The 17111-nt window shown below is 42.1% G+C and carries 13 protein-coding genes and 1 pseudogene; 9 read left to right on the forward strand and 5 right to left on the reverse strand.

Features of this window, described 5'->3' with window-relative positions; all coding sequences use genetic code 11:
• Nucleotides 1-21: 21 nt before the first annotated feature.
• The 4 genes from NPUN_RS25875 to NPUN_RS44240 all read right to left on the reverse strand — a co-directional run bounded on the left by NPUN_RS25875 (nt 22) and on the right by NPUN_RS44240 (nt 5169).
• Complete coding sequence (locus tag NPUN_RS25875; protein ID WP_012411405.1) at nt 22-2937, reverse strand: DUF3769 domain-containing protein; 2916 nt, start codon at nt 2935-2937, stop codon at nt 22-24.
• A gap of 136 nt (nt 2938-3073) precedes the next feature.
• Complete coding sequence (locus tag NPUN_RS25880) at nt 3074-3190, reverse strand: photosystem II reaction center protein I (protein ID WP_041566417.1); 117 nt, start codon at nt 3188-3190, stop codon at nt 3074-3076.
• Nucleotides 3191-3691: 501 nt separating this feature from the next.
• The gene (locus tag NPUN_RS25885) at nt 3692-4393 is read right to left on the reverse strand and encodes an acyltransferase (RefSeq protein WP_012411407.1); all 702 of its coding nucleotides are present in this window, start codon (nt 4391-4393) and stop codon (nt 3692-3694) included.
• Between the two features lie 647 nt (nt 4394-5040).
• Nucleotides 5041-5169 (reverse strand): hypothetical protein, encoded by a 129-nt coding sequence (locus NPUN_RS44240; RefSeq protein WP_256091202.1) that lies wholly within the window; start codon nt 5167-5169, stop codon nt 5041-5043.
• A gap of 599 nt (nt 5170-5768) precedes the next feature.
• On the opposite strand from NPUN_RS44240, the gene NPUN_RS25895 reads away from it, so the two are divergent.
• The 6 genes and pseudogenes from NPUN_RS25895 (at nt 5769) to NPUN_RS25920 (ending at nt 12695) form a co-directional block, all read left to right on the forward strand.
• Entirely contained in the window at nt 5769-6092 is a 324-nt protein-coding gene (locus NPUN_RS25895) for a hypothetical protein (protein ID WP_012411409.1), read from the forward strand.
• Between the two features lie 570 nt (nt 6093-6662).
• Entirely contained in the window at nt 6663-9227 is a 2565-nt protein-coding gene (glgP, locus tag NPUN_RS25900) for an alpha-glucan family phosphorylase (protein ID WP_012411410.1), read from the forward strand.
• Nucleotides 9228-9356: 129 nt separating this feature from the next.
• Nucleotides 9357-9491, forward strand: coding sequence for a hypothetical protein (locus NPUN_RS44245; protein WP_272913934.1), 135 nt, complete (start codon nt 9357-9359; stop codon nt 9489-9491).
• 655 nt (nt 9492-10146) lie between these two features.
• Nucleotides 10147-11251: pseudogene (locus NPUN_RS44250) on the forward strand (calcium-binding protein).
• A 29-nt stretch (nt 11252-11280) separates the two neighbouring features.
• On the forward strand, nt 11281-12177 hold the full coding sequence (locus NPUN_RS25915) for a transposase (RefSeq protein WP_234710955.1): 897 nt from the start codon (nt 11281-11283) through the stop codon (nt 12175-12177).
• A complete protein-coding gene (locus NPUN_RS25920) occupies nt 12150-12695 on the forward strand; it encodes a calcium-binding protein (protein ID WP_052304653.1) in 546 nt (181 codons plus the stop codon). Before NPUN_RS25915 ends, NPUN_RS25920 begins: the two co-directional genes overlap by 28 nt.
• A 132-nt stretch (nt 12696-12827) precedes the next feature.
• Here NPUN_RS25920 and NPUN_RS25925 read toward each other — a convergent pair whose 3' ends face one another.
• Complete coding sequence (locus NPUN_RS25925) at nt 12828-13562, reverse strand: DUF429 domain-containing protein (protein WP_041566420.1); 735 nt, start codon at nt 13560-13562, stop codon at nt 12828-12830.
• Nucleotides 13563-13713: 151 nt separating this feature from the next.
• On the opposite strand from NPUN_RS25925, the gene NPUN_RS25930 reads away from it, so the two are divergent.
• From NPUN_RS25930 to NPUN_RS25940, 3 genes are all read left to right on the forward strand, one after another.
• Entirely contained in the window at nt 13714-14982 is a 1269-nt protein-coding gene (locus tag NPUN_RS25930) for a glycosyltransferase family 4 protein (RefSeq protein WP_012411412.1), read from the forward strand.
• Between the two features lie 158 nt (nt 14983-15140).
• Nucleotides 15141-16007, forward strand: a complete 867-nt coding sequence (locus tag NPUN_RS25935; RefSeq protein WP_012411413.1) for a hypothetical protein — start codon at nt 15141-15143, stop codon at nt 16005-16007.
• A gap of 237 nt (nt 16008-16244) precedes the next feature.
• Nucleotides 16245-17009: an ABC transporter ATP-binding protein gene (locus NPUN_RS25940; protein ID WP_012411414.1), complete on the forward strand. Its 765-nt coding sequence runs from the start codon at nt 16245-16247 to the stop codon at nt 17007-17009.
• The last annotated feature ends 102 nt before the right edge of the window (nt 17010-17111 follow it).

A 17111-nucleotide genomic window follows, 5' to 3' on the forward strand; every position in this document is an offset into this window, starting at 1 on the left:
CTGAATTCTGAATCCTTCTTATTAATAACTTTGTTGTACACCGTTTACTACTGGTTTAACTTCAGAAAATGGATCGGTGCCGCCACCCCAGTTAAAATCACTAATTCGGATGCTAAAGCCGCCTAATTCCAACACTGGATTGTAACGCAAGGTGATGCCATAGGTGCGACGGCTATATTCTAAAATGTAGTCAGTACTGGTTTCTCTACCAGTATCCAAGTTAACAGATGTTTGAAAGCCTAAGCGAAAAGGGCCGTAGATTTGCTGTGATATCCCAGCAGTCAAAACTTTGTTATCAACGGAGCGATCGAACAAAAAGGGTGATAATCCGTTATTTAAGCCTTGAGAGAAACTAATATTAAACGCGGTATAGTCGAAAAAAGGGCGAGAAAAATGACCAACTTGTCCTTGTAAACCAATTCTCGCAGTTAGGGTGCTTTGGTTATCACCATTGGTGTAATAACTCGTAGTGCCGGTAAGCCCACCGATCGCTTGCAAGTAAGGAACTACAGGGTTAGCCGTGTATCGTAATCCCTCAGTGGCAGTGGGTGGTAATGGTTTTCCCTGCCACAATAACACCCCAGTACTGAGGTCAGCACTAGCTTGGAAACGACCTAGTGAAATGCGATCGTTTTCCCGTATGGGTTCTAGTAAGTCTTGGCGATCGGTATTGGCATCGATATACTGAGCGCTTCCCTGATAGGTGAGGTTGATGCCACTTTTTCCTAAAGGAATCACAGGAGAGGTAATAATGCCCCCAAAACTGCTCTGGACAGTTTGAAAGCCGAGAGTACCGTTGTAGAGGCGATCGCGGTAATTATATTGCACATTCAAGAGATGGGGAAGGGAAGTGCCTATTGTCTGACGCAATCCCAAATTCACCCGCAAATTATCTTCCACCTTGTCAAAGTCAAAACTGGTTAACTCCCCAGTTCCCTCAATTACTGCTCGTGGACTCAAAACAGAATTTACCTTTGTCTTGACAGCAAACAGTGAGCCTAAGTTACCTATACCTTCTTGCACACCTCTCTGTACTAGTAACTGAGGCGTAATTGTCCAGCTTGTCTTCTCTGTATCGATCACTGGAAAGCCACGCTCAATATACAAACCACCCCGCTTATCTCCATCATAGCCGGGAGAAACTATTGCAGGTGTAACGTCCCGCTCTCGGCGGTCAATCTTCTGCTGATTCACCGGAATTGGTAAGGAGATTCTTTGATCCAATACCAAACGCTGTCGCTGTGTTCTAATGCGGTCTACCAAGGGTGTTTCTCGTGTCAGAGTTACTGTATCTGCGCGTAACTCTAGTTCTGGAGGCGAAAAAGGATCGTTGGTGATGCGGACATCCCTTGCTTGCCAGCCTTGCGGATAGAAGTCAATGTGTTCAGCTTCAAATCTGAGCCGATTGACTACACCTCCTGTTTTCGGGGGTGAGAGGTTGCTAGCATCAGCCTGACCCCCGACTGTAAAATCAATTCCTCCAGGGCTGCTTACACCAGAAACGGGCTGATTGGCTCTAATGCGATCGCTAGGCGGACGTTTTGTTACTCCACCAGCAGTTGCATCTATGGGTGAGAAAGCAAAATCTGTTTGTGCTGAGGGCACATAAATTTCTCCTCTACCATTTAAGAGTTCTCCATTATCTTGAACAAAGTTATAGGTAAAGCGTTGTCCACGAAGTATTTGATCGCCCCTGGTTAAAGTTACGTTGCCTTCCCCCGCAGCAATTAAGTTGTCTAAATTAACTTGTAAGCGATCGGCATCCACCACCGCCCCATCAAATCGCACAACTACATTTCCAACAGCTGTAATAATTCGCCGTTGCTCATCGTACTCTTGCCGATCTGAAGTGACTTCTACAATTCTCGGTTGGGCTGGCGGTTTGCTAGCTGGTGCTTGTGGCTGATTGGTGGTATTTACTGGTGGTGTAGATGTTGGCGCTTGAGTTTGTTGTTGGACTTGGGAACTGAATTCTACAGTGATGGGCGTTGGGAGTTGCTTTGTCGGGTTACGAGACTGGAATTTTATAAAATTTTGTACTGATTGAGAACTTGGTGCAAGATCGGCAGCAGATAGAGAGATATTGTCTCTTTGTGAAGACTGTGGCGCAGTAATGTCACTTAGCTGTTTTTGCTGGCCTAACTTCTTAGCTAAAATTTCCGCCTTGGATTCGACTAACTTATTGCTGGTTGTAACCCTTGGGACAACTGGAATAGAAGGTGGAGATTGGGCGACAAGGAGACTTGGAGAGACCCTATAGTTAAAGTCCAAAAAGGTTTGTTTTTCCCTAGCAATAGAATTGGGATTTAGCGTAGACGCAAAGTGGCTTGTCGTTAGACCTCGCTCACCGAGTTTTTGAGAAGATTCAGGTTTTGTATTTAAGGAAGGCTTCGCTCCAACTTTTTTTGGCAATGCAGTGGCTTCTGTTTGCGTCTCCCGTTTGCGTAACGCCGCTCTTAGGAGAAGCTCTGAGCGGCGGCGTTCGACGCTCGGATGACCATTAGAGCTTTTAATATCCTGCGTTGGATAACCAACCATCAGCGATTTCCCAAAAAGTGCAGCACTTCCAGAGTCGGTAATGGGGGAAATCTCTGGTGGGAAAGTTTCTGGTGGATGGGGTACAGAGGAAGTTTCGTCAACTACTGAGCCATCCTGAGTTGAGTTGATGGGAGTTGGCAATGGCGAATTACTTTTGGTGTCACCCGCAATCGACAACTCAGGCAAATCCTTGGACTGCTTGGATTTGTCTGTCTTTTCCTGCATTCCAGTTTCTACAACTGAAAGAAACTTTGTATGACTAGCAGATGAGGTGGGATTTACAGGTTGTAAAGATTCGAGGATAGGAGGCGGATTGGGTGGCAGAACTGGATGAAGCATATTTGAGCAAAATCGGGCTAACAAACAGCCAAATGACGGACGGAAGGATAAACTATACATTCTGCCTTCCGACTGTCGCCTTCTGCTACCTACAGCAAGCTACCTGGAGGAAGAAACTTACTAAATTTCGCTTAGTAAGTTTCTGTGGCGTTTAGTATTTTCCGCCTTCCAAAGTCGCGGATGATTTATCGCCCTTTTACTCTAAGTCCCGACGGCCGGGGTTACGAGCAGGATCGTTCGACAAAAATCCGAAGATGAAGATAGTTACGAAGAAGGCAACAACAATATAAACAGCGATTTTTAAAGTCAGCATAGAAATATCTCCAACGGGTAAAACAAAGAAAGCTTTTCTTTGAGGATCTGCCATGCAGAAAAGATAGCTACTTTATATTACCCAAATCTCGTCCCTTTTTTAGAGGACTGTGGGGACATGGGACTGGGCACTTAGAGACTAGCGACTAGTAAGTACCTACTCTACAGTTATTGAGAATGGTGCAAAATGCCAGTTGTCTGACTTTTAGATGCCCTTAAAAATAACTCAGAAACTGCTTACTCCAGTTTGTGACGTTAACTGACAACAAAAGTTTCTTCCCAAAGCCAACATATTAAAGGTTATGGGAAATAGTTACCACAATACGGTTCAGTTAAAGGGGAAAGGGAAAAGGGGAAAGGTTTTGAATACATCCTTTATCCTTTACCCACGCCCCTTATCCCCATAGGGTACCCCACCTTCGCCATTCCCCAGACCACAAGGAAAGTAAATAAATGCTTATCCGAACCGTATTGATAGTTACCATGCCCCCTGTCCCATGCCCTATTTCTCAGTTTGAACTTTTGCTAGGTCTTTACTAATTCGGTTTTTGACTACTCGTGCAGGTATACCTACAGCAACGGAGAAAGGAGGAATATCTTTATTGACAACTGCTCCTGCACCAATAACACTACCTTTGCCGATGGTAACGCCATCTAATACCGTTACTCCATGACCTAGCCAACAGTCATCTTCAATCACAATTCCCTTGCGAGTAACACCTTGGTATTTAATTAGCTCCATCGGATCGGCAAAATTATGATTATTGGCATATATCCCGGAGTGGGCAGCAATCATGCAGTGTTTGCCAATTTTAATGTCTCCTGGCCCCTCAATACACACGTTGGGAGCAATGAAGGTGTCTTCATCAATATGTATACACGTATCTTTCAAACACCCTATATCAACGTTACGCTCAATAGCTACTCTATTGCCTAGATGAATTTTATTATTTTTGTGTCCTCTAGCATCCATCCGTACACCCTTGAAAATATAGACTCCACTGCCTATCTCAATACAAGAAGTACCGTTAAATTCAACACCATTTTGAATATAAATTGGGCTGCCTATTTGGGCAAAAATACTCCCATATCCTAAACTACGCAACTTTGGCCCCAGAAGAAGTGCAGGAAGATCCCCTAACACAGTAGTTACTACAAGTTCTTGCACACGCTGCAATTTTGAAAAATATTGCTCGTTAGGCATGGCTACATATCTCTTCAATTAATTGGTGTTGACAGTATTGAAAGTGTTTTGCCTGTATCCTAATCTTCTGCCATACCAAGAAATATTGTATTTCTTAATATATTAAACTTTGTTGGCAGTATTACCGAAATTTACCCATATTTTTAGATGGTTTTCCAAAATTTGGAAAACCTCCAGTCTGGCTTTAACTATGTGAGCAACTCTTGAAATTAGGTGTGTTAGAATTACCCACTTGATATGCACAATTACCTTGGATCTATAGAAGCTTTTGTATCAGTCAAGGCATGTAAAAACGTGCTTCTTTTTCACCAGAGCAATTAACAAAAAATCTTAGTGCATTGCAGGGTCAAACCCCAGACTCTGAAATTATCTGATAAGTAAATTGGTTGGTTTAGATAGGATACTGCTTTGGTTCTCTGGCAAATTTGCAAAGCTTGTTACGTAACTAGGGATTGAGTTGTTTGCCTTGAGGCTACTTCCTATCAGGCGATTTTAATCTTTTGAAACAGCTCAGTTCCACAAGCTATATTGCAACAAAAAATACATTTAACTAGACTATATTCAAAAATTTAGATAAAATTTCTGCCTAGCATAACAATGTAATTATTGTTGGGTCTAATTGGGTATTATTGCCCAAAAAAACCCAATTAGGGTGGATTATCCCCTACGTCAGCCATCACATTGAAGTTGACCATCGGTGCAAACAAGTAAGCGCTTCCCCGACTGCTATGACGGCTTTCTTGCAACGAATTTCTAGAGTATGCTGCTCCAATCATGTTGCACACGGATGATTTATAAACTAGCAAATTCATGCTTGTAATTACATGAATCGTTTTTAATAACAGTTGCTTTTAACAATAACACATTTTATTTTTAGTGGAACACTCTTAATTAATAAGTTGATTGGTGATGAAAATATTGTAAATTAGCTAACTTTTTTGATGGAGCGATGCCTACGGCGGGCAAAGCCTACGCTACTCTTAAATAATTTTATACACTTAGATAAAATTCCTGGAGGACGGTAATTTTAAAAATGATCGCGGATGTTAATTGTCTTTTTGTCTATATTTCTACCTTTGCTTGTCCAAGTAATTTTATAATTGGGCGTTAAACTCAGAATGATATCTACTATACTGATGACACCCTCTTCGTTCAAAAGTTCAAAATTTTCTTCTTCCTTATTACTTATATCTAAAAATTTGTAAATCACCCATTCGGGTGAGCCAAGCGGGTGATGCGTGCTTGGTGTTACTCATTATAAATTTTATTGTAAAGAAAGCTAAAATTTAGCTTAGTTTCCAGGAGAAGTCCACAAAACAACATCAAATTGACCACATTGAGGTATCGGTTTTAACTCACACACTTGGTTCAAATTATGGCTTTAATTAAAGAAATTGCCCAAGAAGCTCTAAATAGCGGCTATCTGAGTGTTGTAGCCGAAGAACAATTGCGATCGCAACTTCAAAGTAATTATGACTCAGAAGACCTAGATGCCTGGATCATTTTACAGCGAGCTATTGTAGCGGGTGATGTAAAACAAGAGTCGCGCCGAAAAAAAGCTTCTCTTTCTCCTAAAGCCAAGGACGCTTCATCAAGTATCAAACTTGCTTATCAAATGGCAGCGGAGATTGCTTATGCAGCTGCTGTAGCTTTATCAATGACAAAAAATACCAAAGACCAACCTTCACTAGGTTCATAAAATAACACGCTAAGAAGTTATTTTCCTGATTTAGTATCCAAAATTTATACCAAGTAGTTTACGACGCTTTCCCTAGTTAACTCCTTGGTATTATTTTTACGCATTCCTTTTTTAAGTGATGTCTACATGGGTTACTTTGTATCACATCTTCTCAAACTAATCCCTAACCGAAGAATCATAGCTGCTTATTTCCCAGCGCAATTTTATTAAAAAATAATTAAAAATTTAACCTTTGTGGAAACAGCTATAAGGAAATTTCACCCTCAGCCAAGACAGTAGAACTGATCCCCGGAAGCAATACTAAAATAAATATAAATTATTTATTCAAAACTAGATTTTTTTAAGTGATACATACCACTCAATGATTAAATCTTAATATACCAAGTATATGGCTGAGAGTAACGCATAGAATTAGAAACACCTTGGTGTAAACTTTAGCAACGATGTTAAAAAGAATTCTCAATGCTTAACAAAGTCATCGCTTCTTCACAAACTACAGTATAAAGAATTGGCAACATTGGTAAAGACAGTAAACAATAACCATAACTAAACTTGGAGTTTTGCCAACCTATGCAGCCAATTCGTACATTTAACGTATCCCCTTCACTACCACCGCGACTCGAACCACTGCGGCGGTTAGCATATAACTTGCACTGGGATTGGAATGTTGAGAGCAAAGATTTATTTCGTCGCTTAGACTCTGACCTATGGGAGTCTAGCCATCACAATCCAGTGTTGATGCTCGGTACTATCTCGCAATCGCGGCTTTTGGAAGTTGTCGAAGATGAAGGCTTTCTAGCGCAAATGGATCGAGCTGACCGTCAGTTAGACGATTATTTGCAAGAACGCACTTGGTATCAAAAACAACGGGAAGACAAACCAAAAGAATGCTACGCCTATTTTTCGGCGGAATTTGGACTTGTTGATTGTTTACCCGTGTATTCTGGCGGCTTAGGCGTTCTGGCTGGGGATCACCTCAAATCTGCTAGTGACTTGGGGCTACCGCTTGTCGGTGTAGGTTTGCTGTATCAGCAAGGCTACTTTGCCCAGTATCTGAATGCTGATGGCTGGCAGCAAGAACGCTACTTGCTCAATGATTTTTATAATATGCCCTTGCATCTAGAGCGTAATGCCGATGGTTCAGAGCTACGGATTGCGGTAGATTATCCAGGACGCAAGGTATACGCTAGAGTTTGGCGCGTACAGGTGGGAACTGTTCCCTTGTATCTGCTTGACACCAATATTGAACCCAACAACACTTACGACCACGACATTACAGATCAGCTGTATGGTGGCGACATCGATATGCGTATCCACCAGGAAATCATGCTGGGGATCGGTGGTGTGCAAATGCTCAAAGCTTTGGGGCTGAAAGTCACCGCTTACCACATGAATGAAGGCCACGCCGCCTTCTCTGCCCTAGAACGCATCCGCTTGCTGATTCAGGAAGAAGGGCTGAGTTATGCCCAAGCTAAACAGGTGGTGGCTTCCAGTAATATCTTTACTACTCACACGCCAGTACCAGCAGGGATTGACTTATTCGCTCCCGACAAAATGCTGCACTACTTGGGGTACTATGCAGAGATATTTGGGTTGCCCAAAGAGCAATTTTTAGGACTGGGGCGCGAGAATACAGGTGATTTATCTGGGCCTTTCAGTATGGCGGTGCTGGCTTTGAAAATGGCAACATTTTCTAACGGTGTTGCACAACTCCACGGGGTAGTGTCGCGGCAAATGTTCCAGGGCTTGTGGCAGAAAGTACCAGTAGAAGAAGTGCCGATCGCAGCAATTACTAATGGTGTCCATGCTCGGAGTTGTGTGGCGAAATCGACTCAAGAGTTATACGATCGCTACCTCGGCCCAAATTGGTCATCAGCACCACCAGATAGCCCATTGTGGGAGCGGATGGACGCTATACCCGATGAAGAATTGTGGCGCAATCACGAACGCTGCCGCTTAGATATGATTTTGTATGTGCGGGAGCATTTGGTCAAGCATTTAACCGATCGCGGCGCTTCTGCTTCCGAAATTACCCAAGCCCAAGAAGTTTTAGATCCTTACGCTTTCACTATTGGCTTTGCCCGTCGCTTTGCCACCTACAAACGGGCTACCCTCTGGATGCGCGATCTGGATCGGATTAAGCGGCTTCTGCTAGCTAACAAAGACCGGAAAGTGCAATTTGTGATTGCTGGTAAGGCACATCCCAAGGATATTCCCGGTAAAGAACTCATCCGCGAGATCAATCACTTTATCCGCGAACAACATTTAGAAAAACAGGTAGTGTTTGTTCCCAATTACGACATTCACATATCCCGGTTGATGGTTGCGGGTTGCGATATCTGGTTAAATACACCGCGTCGTCCACGGGAAGCCTCTGGTACTAGCGGGATGAAAGCGGCAATGAATGGATTGCCAAATTTAAGTGTACTAGACGGTTGGTGGGATGAAGCTGATTACGTCCGCACGGGCTGGGCGATTGGACATGGAGAGAATTACGACGATCCTAACTATCAGGATGAAGTAGAAGCAAATGCTCTCTACGAGTTATTAGAGAAGGATGTTGTACCACTATTTTACGATCACCGAGATACTGATGGCTTGCCCCGTCCGTGGGTTGCCAAAATGAAGGATGCAATTCGGTTGAATTGTCCTTTCTTTAACACAGCGCGGATGGTAGGAGAGTATGCACAAAGAGCTTATTTCCCGGCTAGCGATCGCTATCATACCCTGACTGTTGATAACTATGCCCCAGCCAAAGAACTAGCCGCTTGGAAAGAAAAACTGGGCGAACACTGGTTTAACATCAGAATCAAAGATGTTGATGTATCGGCAGCTTCAGACATTGAAGTTAACCAAACTGTTGCTGTCAAAGCCAAAGTTGACTTAGCAACCTTGACCAATGATGATGTGCAGGTGGAGTTATATCAAGGTGCGATCGATGCCAATGGCGAGATTGTCAACGCTGTAACAGTGGTGATGGATTACCAAGGTGAGGATTCACAGCAATTGAGTATTTACACTGGTAATATCACTTATACCGCTTCTGGTTTGCAAGGTTTGTCTTTACGTGTATTGCCGAAAAATCAAAATCTGGCTAATGCTTATGAACCAAGGTTGATTGCTTGGGCAGAGTAATAGTGGTGAGTAGTTATTAAATACTCAAGATTAGGCGTTGCTAAATTAAGTTTAGCAACGCCTTTTATTATGCGATGCAGTTATGCCCAAAAGTAATTATTGCTAGAATTACGAGCAATTATAACGGAAATGCAATTTGACTTTTGCGATTGCGATCGCAAAAGTCAGCTTCTTAGGCTTCGCTCGATCCGCGCTTTGGAGCCAGAAGTACTGATGTCTGCGATCGCAGATTTGTTAGTTTACAAACGTAATACCAATCTGTAATAGCTTTCGGCAAAATTTACGATCGAAAGATTAATGTTACATAAACAAAACATTTTTACGTAAATTTGTTGGCAAATAATGTGAAGAATATGCAAAGATAAGTCTTTAAGAAAAAATATTTAAGTAAATAGAGTAGTATATGGTCAGTATTGGGTTATTTAGATGTTCTCTATTTTCAAGGTAAACATCTACGCAGAATCGCTTACAAGGAGGGTATAAAAATCTCTTTGCCAATCGAAAATTGAATATTTTCTATTCTAGTAGGACTTAGACGCTGGCAAGAAACCAAATACCAAGTATGAATTTTAGGCATTCAATTGTCAGATTTTTTAATTATCCTTGTTCGCTAATTTTTATTGAACAAGAATAATTAATTTAGCCTGAAATGACCGATTATTCTGAATACACACGCTCATTAGTTTGTACAGCACTTAAGGCTTAGATAGGTTTTAAATAGATTAGGTAGTGTTAAACAAAAGCCATTCTTTGGATAAATCTTTAAGAAACATTAGTGTTACTTAAGGGGCAAATATAAGCATGGCAAAAACTTGAAATTCCTGTAAATTTTTATACCCAAAAATAGCAATCAACTCCATGTTGAGAACTGAAGTTACTGAAAAGCTAGATTTAGGTAGTAAAAGTTATGGCAAATATCATTGGAACCAAAGGTAATGATACCTTAGTAGGTCTTTATGGCCCGGACACAATTAAGGGTCTTGCAGGCAACGATACCATCAAAGGTAACGGCGGCAACGACACTCTAACTGGTGGCGGTTGCAATGATGAATTTGTTTATCTCTACAGTACCAATGATATCATCACCGATTTTGGTGGCATAGGTAAAGGAACAAACCCTACAGCAGGAGTCATTGCCGAAGTTGACACTCTGATATTCCAAGGTGATGGCTTGACTGCTCGAAATTTGCAGCTGACCCAAAATGGCAACAATCTGGAAATCACCTTTGAAGAGCATGATAGTCCCAAAGTCATCCTGCAAAACTTTGCCTTGGAAAACCTGGATAACCTGAGCAAATCTACTGGAGCCACTGTAGACTTGGGCAATATCCTGTTTGATGGGCAAACAAGCATCACGGATAGCTTTGATGTTTTCAATGCCAACTCCACTCAAAGTACTATCTTCAATAAGAATACAGTCACGTTCCTTAATGACCTGAACAATAATGTTAACGGCTTTGATAACTCAGATGATGTGATTAATGGTCAAGGGGGTGATGACAAAATCGATGGCTTGAGTGGCAATGACATGCTCAGAGGTGGTGCCGGGAATGACACTCTCATTGGTGGTGCCGGGAATGACACTCTCATTGGCGGTCAGGGCAATAACCTGCTTTATGGTGGCGATGGAAATAATTATCTCTCCGTTTCTGGTGACTACAGCCCGCTCCGAGGAGGCTCATTTTTATTTGGCAATCCTACCTCTGGCAATAGCATCCTCAATGGTGGTGTTAGTGACGATACCTTGGATGCTAGTTATTCAACAGGCAATAATGGCTAGCTACAAGAATATTGAACGATTAGATATCACAGGTACAGTCTACGATGACAATATTGTAGGGAACAGTGGGAACGATACCCTCTCCGGCGGCGATGCTGGCAATGATACGATCGATGGGGGTAAGGGTGACGATTTGTTGTTCGTAAATTATGCCAGTGATTCTTCTGGAATCACTTCGACTTTTAATACTACTACTAACACTGGGTCAATTAAAGCAGGTATCAATAGACTTGTCGGGAAATAAGAGAGAATAGACAGCAGTGGTAGGGAAGAATGATGCTGAATATTGAAGGTGCGCTGAAGCAAGACCGACTGTTGAGGGCATTAACTGGGTTGAACCGGAAAGCATTTGATGCCCTTTTGCCCACGTTTACCACGATGTACCTAGATACTCAACAGGCCAAGCCTCGTCAACGTGGCCTGGGTGGAGGACGCAAAGCCCGCTTACTTACAGCCCAAGACAAATTGTTTTTCATCCTTTTCTATTTCAAATGTTATCCGACCTTCGATGTGGCGGGACTGCTCTTTGATATGCATCGCTCCCAGGCACATGAGTGGATGCATCGATTGCAGCCAATATTAGAAGCGGCTTTGGGACAGAAGATGGCGCTGCCGGAACGCCATCTCGAAAGCATTGAAGCATTTTTGTCACGCTTTCCAGGAGTGCAACGAGTGATGATTGATGGGACAGAACGCCCAATTGCGCGACCTCAAGAAAGAGAACAACAACAACAGAATTACTCCGGTAAAAAGAAACGTCATACGCGTAAACACTTGGCGGCAGTTGATGAAACCAAACGGGTCTTGATCTTAAGCAAAGCACGAGAAGGCAAACTGCATGACAAACGTTTTCATGACGAAGATGACATTGCAGGTAGTGTGCCTGATGAAATTCCGATTGAAGTAGACTCGGGCTTTCAGGGATTACAGAAGCAGTATGACAATCTCCATCTTCCTCACAAAAAGCCCAAAGGGGGCAAGTTAAGTGACCTTCAAAAAACGGAGAATCGTCAATTGAGTCAATCCCGTGTAGTTTGCGAAAATGCCTTTGCTGGTGTGAAGCGCTACAACGCCGCCAGTGTCATTTATCGTAATCGGATTGAAAACTTTGATGACCATTTGATGCTGACCGCAGCAGGATTATGGAACTTCTACTTGATGGCTGCTTAAGAGAATCCCAATTACAAGACCAGCATTGCCTCACTTATCTTTTATTTCCCGACAACTCTAATAGTCTTAGCTACAAGAGTGTTAGCTACAAGAATATCGAACGCTTAAATATCTTAGGTACTTATGGCAATGACAACATTGTGGGGAGTAATAGCAACGATACGCTCTCTGGGGGCGGTGGCAATGACATCCTGGCAGGTGGGAATGGCACTGATACTTTTGTTTTCGATAGTTACAACCAAGGTGTTGATACTATTTATGACTTCAACGCTACTAATGAATTGATTCAGCTATCGTTTTATGGGTTTGGAAGTCGCTTATCAATAGGTTCACTTTCAGCAAGTCAGTTTACAGTCGGAACATCTGCAACCACTAGTGAAGAACGATTTATTTACAACAGCGCTACAGGTGCATTGTTCTTTGACCAAGATGGCAGTGCATCTGGGTTTACTCAGGTACAATTTGCACAGCTATCTGCTGGATTGTCACTAACCAACAACAATTTTGTCGTTGTTTAATCTTTATTAGCGCTCTGCCATTACTAGGCGTTACGGTTTGCGAAATGCTATTTTTAGCATCTCGCATTCCATTGCTCAATATAAGTCGTTTTGGTAAGCGATCGCAATTTTTGTACACAAAACCTTTGCTGCTTAAATTCTTTGAGGGATGATAATGTAGCCTGTGGTGCGATCGCCTAGAACTAAGTTACGTTCTTCTCCCCAATACCACCAGTATGCAGCAACATAAGCGCAAACTAGGCTATCTAGTTTATCTTCGGTTGCTTTGAGGTCTGCGCCTGTGGTGGGGATTTCAAGAAGGAATGAACCGCAGAGGCGCAGGGAACGCAGAGGGGGAGAAAAGGAGGGGAGGATATCGAGAAGATAATTTTGGAGTTTGATTAATTCTAGGCGGCGATCGCTGAGTCGTCCTTTTTTGTATTTGAGGATGCGTTCTAAGTTGAATAGGTTAACGATTGCTGGGTGGGGGAAGACTTCTATTTGATATCGGCTGAGTTTTTGCGGTTCAATCGTGGGTGCGTGGGCAAAACCGCGTGATTCTAACTCTAAACCAAAGTTGATGGTGCGATCGGCGAAGGGTAAGTTTTGATTAGCTGGATAGCATCCCGCATGATATTTGCCAAAGTACTTGTGGCTGAGTTTGTCGGGGAGGCGACTCCCGGTAGGATTAGGTATGAGGGTAGGTGCATCTACGGCGATGATGGCTGGTTCGTCTGGTTGGACGCTGCGATCGATCCAGGTGAAGATGTCTGCAATAGCTTCTTTACGGTCTAAATCGAGTAATTGCAGTTGTCCATCTATCCATTCTAAACAGCATAGTCCGCTTGGTTGCGATCGCCAGCCTAAATCAATGCCAATAAATTTCATTGTCATAACATGAATTTGCGATTATTTTCGCATTTTCAGGCTACCATTTACCTAAATTTACTTGCGAAAAATTGTGAGAAATAATCTTATAATCTTGAATAGCTTGTCTTAATTTATTTTATCTGGCAATAAATTAATCAAGATTATTCCAATGAAAATCTTATTTTTACATCCAAATTTTCCTTCACAATTTCGCAATCTAGCGACAGTTTTAGGTAAAGATCCTAATTGCAAAGTCGTCTTTGGAACAAATCGTCGTGAAGGCGAAATACCTGGCGTTTTTAAAGCTATTTACACTCCTTCTCGGGAAGCTGCTCCCCAAACCCACCATTACGTTCGCAACCTAGAAAATGCTGTTATCACCGCGCAAGCTGTGTATCGCGTGTCGGAAAAACTAAAGGCTGAAGGTTTCGTTCCAGATATAGTTTATGGTCATTCTGGTTGGGGGCCGACTTTATTTATGAAAGATGTTTTTCCCAAAGCAGAATTATTGTGTTATTTCGAGTGGTTTTATCACGCTCACGGTTCGGATGCAGATTTTGATCCCAATGAACCGCTGAATGCTGATGATGAATGCCGCATCCGCGTAAAAAATGCACCGATTTTGACTGATTTATATAGCTGCGATCGCGGTCTTTCTCCCACTAATTGGCAGCGTCACCAGTTTCCCAAAGAATATCATAGCAAAATCACTGTACTTCATGATGGTATTGATACCAATTATTTTGTTCCCAAGCCAGACGCAAAGTTAGTTTTACCAAGAATAAATCTTGACCTTTCCTATGTCGAAGAGTTGGTAACTTATGTGGGACGGGGAATGGAACCTTATAGAGGATTTCCACAGTTTATGGAAACGGTGGCACTAATTCAACAGCGAAGACCTAAGTGTCATGTAGTAGTTGTGGGAGAAGATAGGGTGGCTTATGGGAAGAATCTCCCCGATGGTCAGACTTATAAACAATTAATGCTAGAAAAATTAAAATCATCTTTAGATTTATCAAGGCTGCACTTTACAGATAGACTACCTTACAATGAGTATCTTCAGGTTTTACAAGCTTCTTCTGCTCATATTTATTTAACCCGTCCTTTTGTTTTATCCTGGTCAATGTTAGAAGTAATGGCAGCAGGATGTTTACTAATAGCTTCTAAGACTCCGCCAGTATTGGAAGTGATAAAGGATGGGGTAAATGGACTGCTAGTAGATTTCTTTTCTCCCCAGGATATTGCTAATCGGGTTGAAGAGGCGCTGAATCATCCTCAAGAGATGAAAAAAATTCGTGCGAATGCGCGAGAGACAATTCTGAAGCATTATGATTTAGCCAAGCTGTTACCACAGCATTTGCAATGGATGTTTGCTGGAAAAAATGCTAATAGTTTGAAAAAGCCCTCGATTTCTAAAGGATTTGGTAAAAGTCATTAGTCATTGGTCATTAGCCTTTTGCATAAATATTTTTTGCCTCAAGCAAAGGTGCAAATAGAAGCCTGAAAAGAACGACTTTTGTAAGAAGGATAATTAATTATTAGCTATCGATTAATACATAATAGCAAATGAGAAATGACAAATGACAGATATTTAAAATGCGAATTATTTTTACCATTGCCCATTTTTTTAAACCTAGCGGTGACGGTCGTCATGCTTCCCAACGCAAAGACCCACAACCCCGCTTGCAGGCGTTAACTAAAAGCCTTACTGCCTTACACGAATTATTTGGCAAATCTCAAAGTATCATCAATATTGCTCAACGAATAGCTTTCCCTGCGAATCAACCCCAGTCGCACGAACTAGATATTGTTATTTGCACAACCCAAGATAATCATATTCTGAATCAGCTTTCCTTACCATCCCATTTATATAAGCATCATTCTACTAATGTAGAACCTCTGCTTTTGGGGTTTGAATGCCAAGCTGTTCTGCAAAGTTGTCTTGGTAAGTATGATTACTATTGCTTCCTTGAAGATGACCTAATTATCTATGACCCTTGGTTTTTTATAAAATTAAATTGGTTTACCCAACAAGCGGGTGACTTAAACTTGCTCCAGCCAAATCGTTATGAAGTTTCCCCCCACGGTTTGGTTCATAAAGCTTACATTGATGGAGATTTGGCTTTACGAGTAACTGCTCCCTTTCAAAATGTACAGGAGCAACAGGAACTCAAGGGTACAATCATGAATGCACCAATTACCTTTCGTCGTGCCCTCAATCCTCACGCAGGCTGCTACTTTTTGAATGCAAATCAGATGGCTCAATGGGCTAGTCAATCCTATTTTCTCGACCGCGATATTAGTTTTGTTGGCTCTCTAGAAAGTGCTGCTACCTTGGGGATTATGAAGACATTTCGGATTTATAAAACTTCACCGGAGCAAGCAAGCTTTTTGGAGATTCAGCACTTTGGAACAGGATTTCTGGGGCTAATTGGAGGACAGGTGGGTTTAGCAAAGAATTAATATCAGTTCTTATAAGTAAGTGAGCATAAATAATTGTCGTTGAGATAAGGCAATAGGTATAAGGGTTTTAGCCTATTTCATTTTTGTTTACATAGTTTGATTTTATTGTGCCAACTTACTTATCAAAAAAATTAGCGATCGCTAATTCCTTCCCGACAATTTACCTTGAGAAGATGGTTACTATAGTTACAACTGTGAAAAAAGTAACTTACCAGCCCAAGATTACCTATAATCTTTATGACAAATACTATTTCAATTAACGATTCCCTGGTTCCTAATCCTCTACCGAAACCAGCAATCATTCGACTAGAAAACATTTTCAAGATTTATGGTAGTGGCGAAACAGAGGTACGAGCGCTGAATGATGTCAACTTAATTGTGGAACAGGGCGAATATTGTGCAATCATGGGCCCTTCCGGTTCTGGTAAATCCACAGCCATGAATATTATCGGGTGTTTAGACCGTCCGACAACCGGACATTATTACTTAGATAATCTTGATGTAGCCCAAATGGACGATCGCTCATTGGCGCATATCCGTAATAAAAAGCTGGGGTTTGTGTTTCAACAGTTCCACCTATTGCCCCAACTAACAGCGTTAGAAAATGTGATACTGCCAATGCTGTATGCTGGTGTGAATCCAAAAGAAAGAAGCGATCGCGCAATAGTTGCATTGACGCGAGTCGGTTTAGCAAATCGCCTCAACAACAAACCAACTCAACTATCTGGTGGACAACAACAAAGAGTAGCGATCGCACGAGCCATTGTCAATCGTCCTGTAGTACTCCTAGCCGATGAACCCACAGGCGCACTTGATTCGCGCACAACCCAAGAAGTATTAGATATCTTTAGCGAACTCAATGCCAGTGGAATCACCGTTGTCATGGTGACACATGAGCCAGAAGTTGCCCGTCAAACCCAGCGCATCGTTTGGTTCCGCGATGGTCAAGTGGTACACTCCAATTTGACTCCATCTGACTTGAGTCAGTTGGCTGTCTCATAAGTTATTAAAGTCCGCTTTCCTTCTCTAAGAGACGCTGTGCCAACGGAACGCTACGCGTAGCTTGCTTCACGGTAGAAGGAAGCGGACTTTGTTAGTGTAGCC

This window comes from Nostoc punctiforme PCC 73102, assembly GCF_000020025.1.
In the GTDB taxonomy this organism is placed as follows: Bacteria; Cyanobacteriota; Cyanobacteriia; order Cyanobacteriales; family Nostocaceae; genus Nostoc; species Nostoc punctiforme.

Excerpts from the sequence above, each read along its gene's own strand:
- NPUN_RS25885 (WP_012411407.1), bottom strand. The coding sequence starts at position 4,393 with ATGCCTAACGAGCAATATTTTTCAAAATTGCAGCGTGTGCAAGAACTT.
- NPUN_RS25930 (WP_012411412.1), top strand. The coding sequence starts at position 13,714 with ATGAAAATCTTATTTTTACATCCAAATTTTCCTTCACAATTTCGCAAT.
- NPUN_RS25915 (WP_234710955.1), top strand. The coding sequence starts at position 11,281 with ATGATGCTGAATATTGAAGGTGCGCTGAAGCAAGACCGACTGTTGAGG.
- NPUN_RS25935 (WP_012411413.1), top strand. The coding sequence starts at position 15,141 with ATGCGAATTATTTTTACCATTGCCCATTTTTTTAAACCTAGCGGTGAC.
- NPUN_RS25940 (WP_012411414.1), top strand. The coding sequence starts at position 16,245 with ATGACAAATACTATTTCAATTAACGATTCCCTGGTTCCTAATCCTCTA.
- NPUN_RS44240 (WP_256091202.1), bottom strand. The coding sequence starts at position 5,169 with ATGATTGGAGCAGCATACTCTAGAAATTCGTTGCAAGAAAGCCGTCAT.
- NPUN_RS25920 (WP_052304653.1), top strand. The coding sequence starts at position 12,150 with ATGGAACTTCTACTTGATGGCTGCTTAAGAGAATCCCAATTACAAGAC.
- glgP (WP_012411410.1), top strand. The coding sequence starts at position 6,663 with ATGCAGCCAATTCGTACATTTAACGTATCCCCTTCACTACCACCGCGA.
- NPUN_RS25895 (WP_012411409.1), top strand. The coding sequence starts at position 5,769 with ATGGCTTTAATTAAAGAAATTGCCCAAGAAGCTCTAAATAGCGGCTAT.
- NPUN_RS25880 (WP_041566417.1), bottom strand. The coding sequence starts at position 3,190 with ATGCTGACTTTAAAAATCGCTGTTTATATTGTTGTTGCCTTCTTCGTA.
- NPUN_RS25925 (WP_041566420.1), bottom strand. The coding sequence starts at position 13,562 with ATGAAATTTATTGGCATTGATTTAGGCTGGCGATCGCAACCAAGCGGA.
- NPUN_RS44245 (WP_272913934.1), top strand. The coding sequence starts at position 9,357 with ATGCAATTTGACTTTTGCGATTGCGATCGCAAAAGTCAGCTTCTTAGG.
- NPUN_RS25875 (WP_012411405.1), bottom strand. The coding sequence starts at position 2,937 with ATGTATAGTTTATCCTTCCGTCCGTCATTTGGCTGTTTGTTAGCCCGA.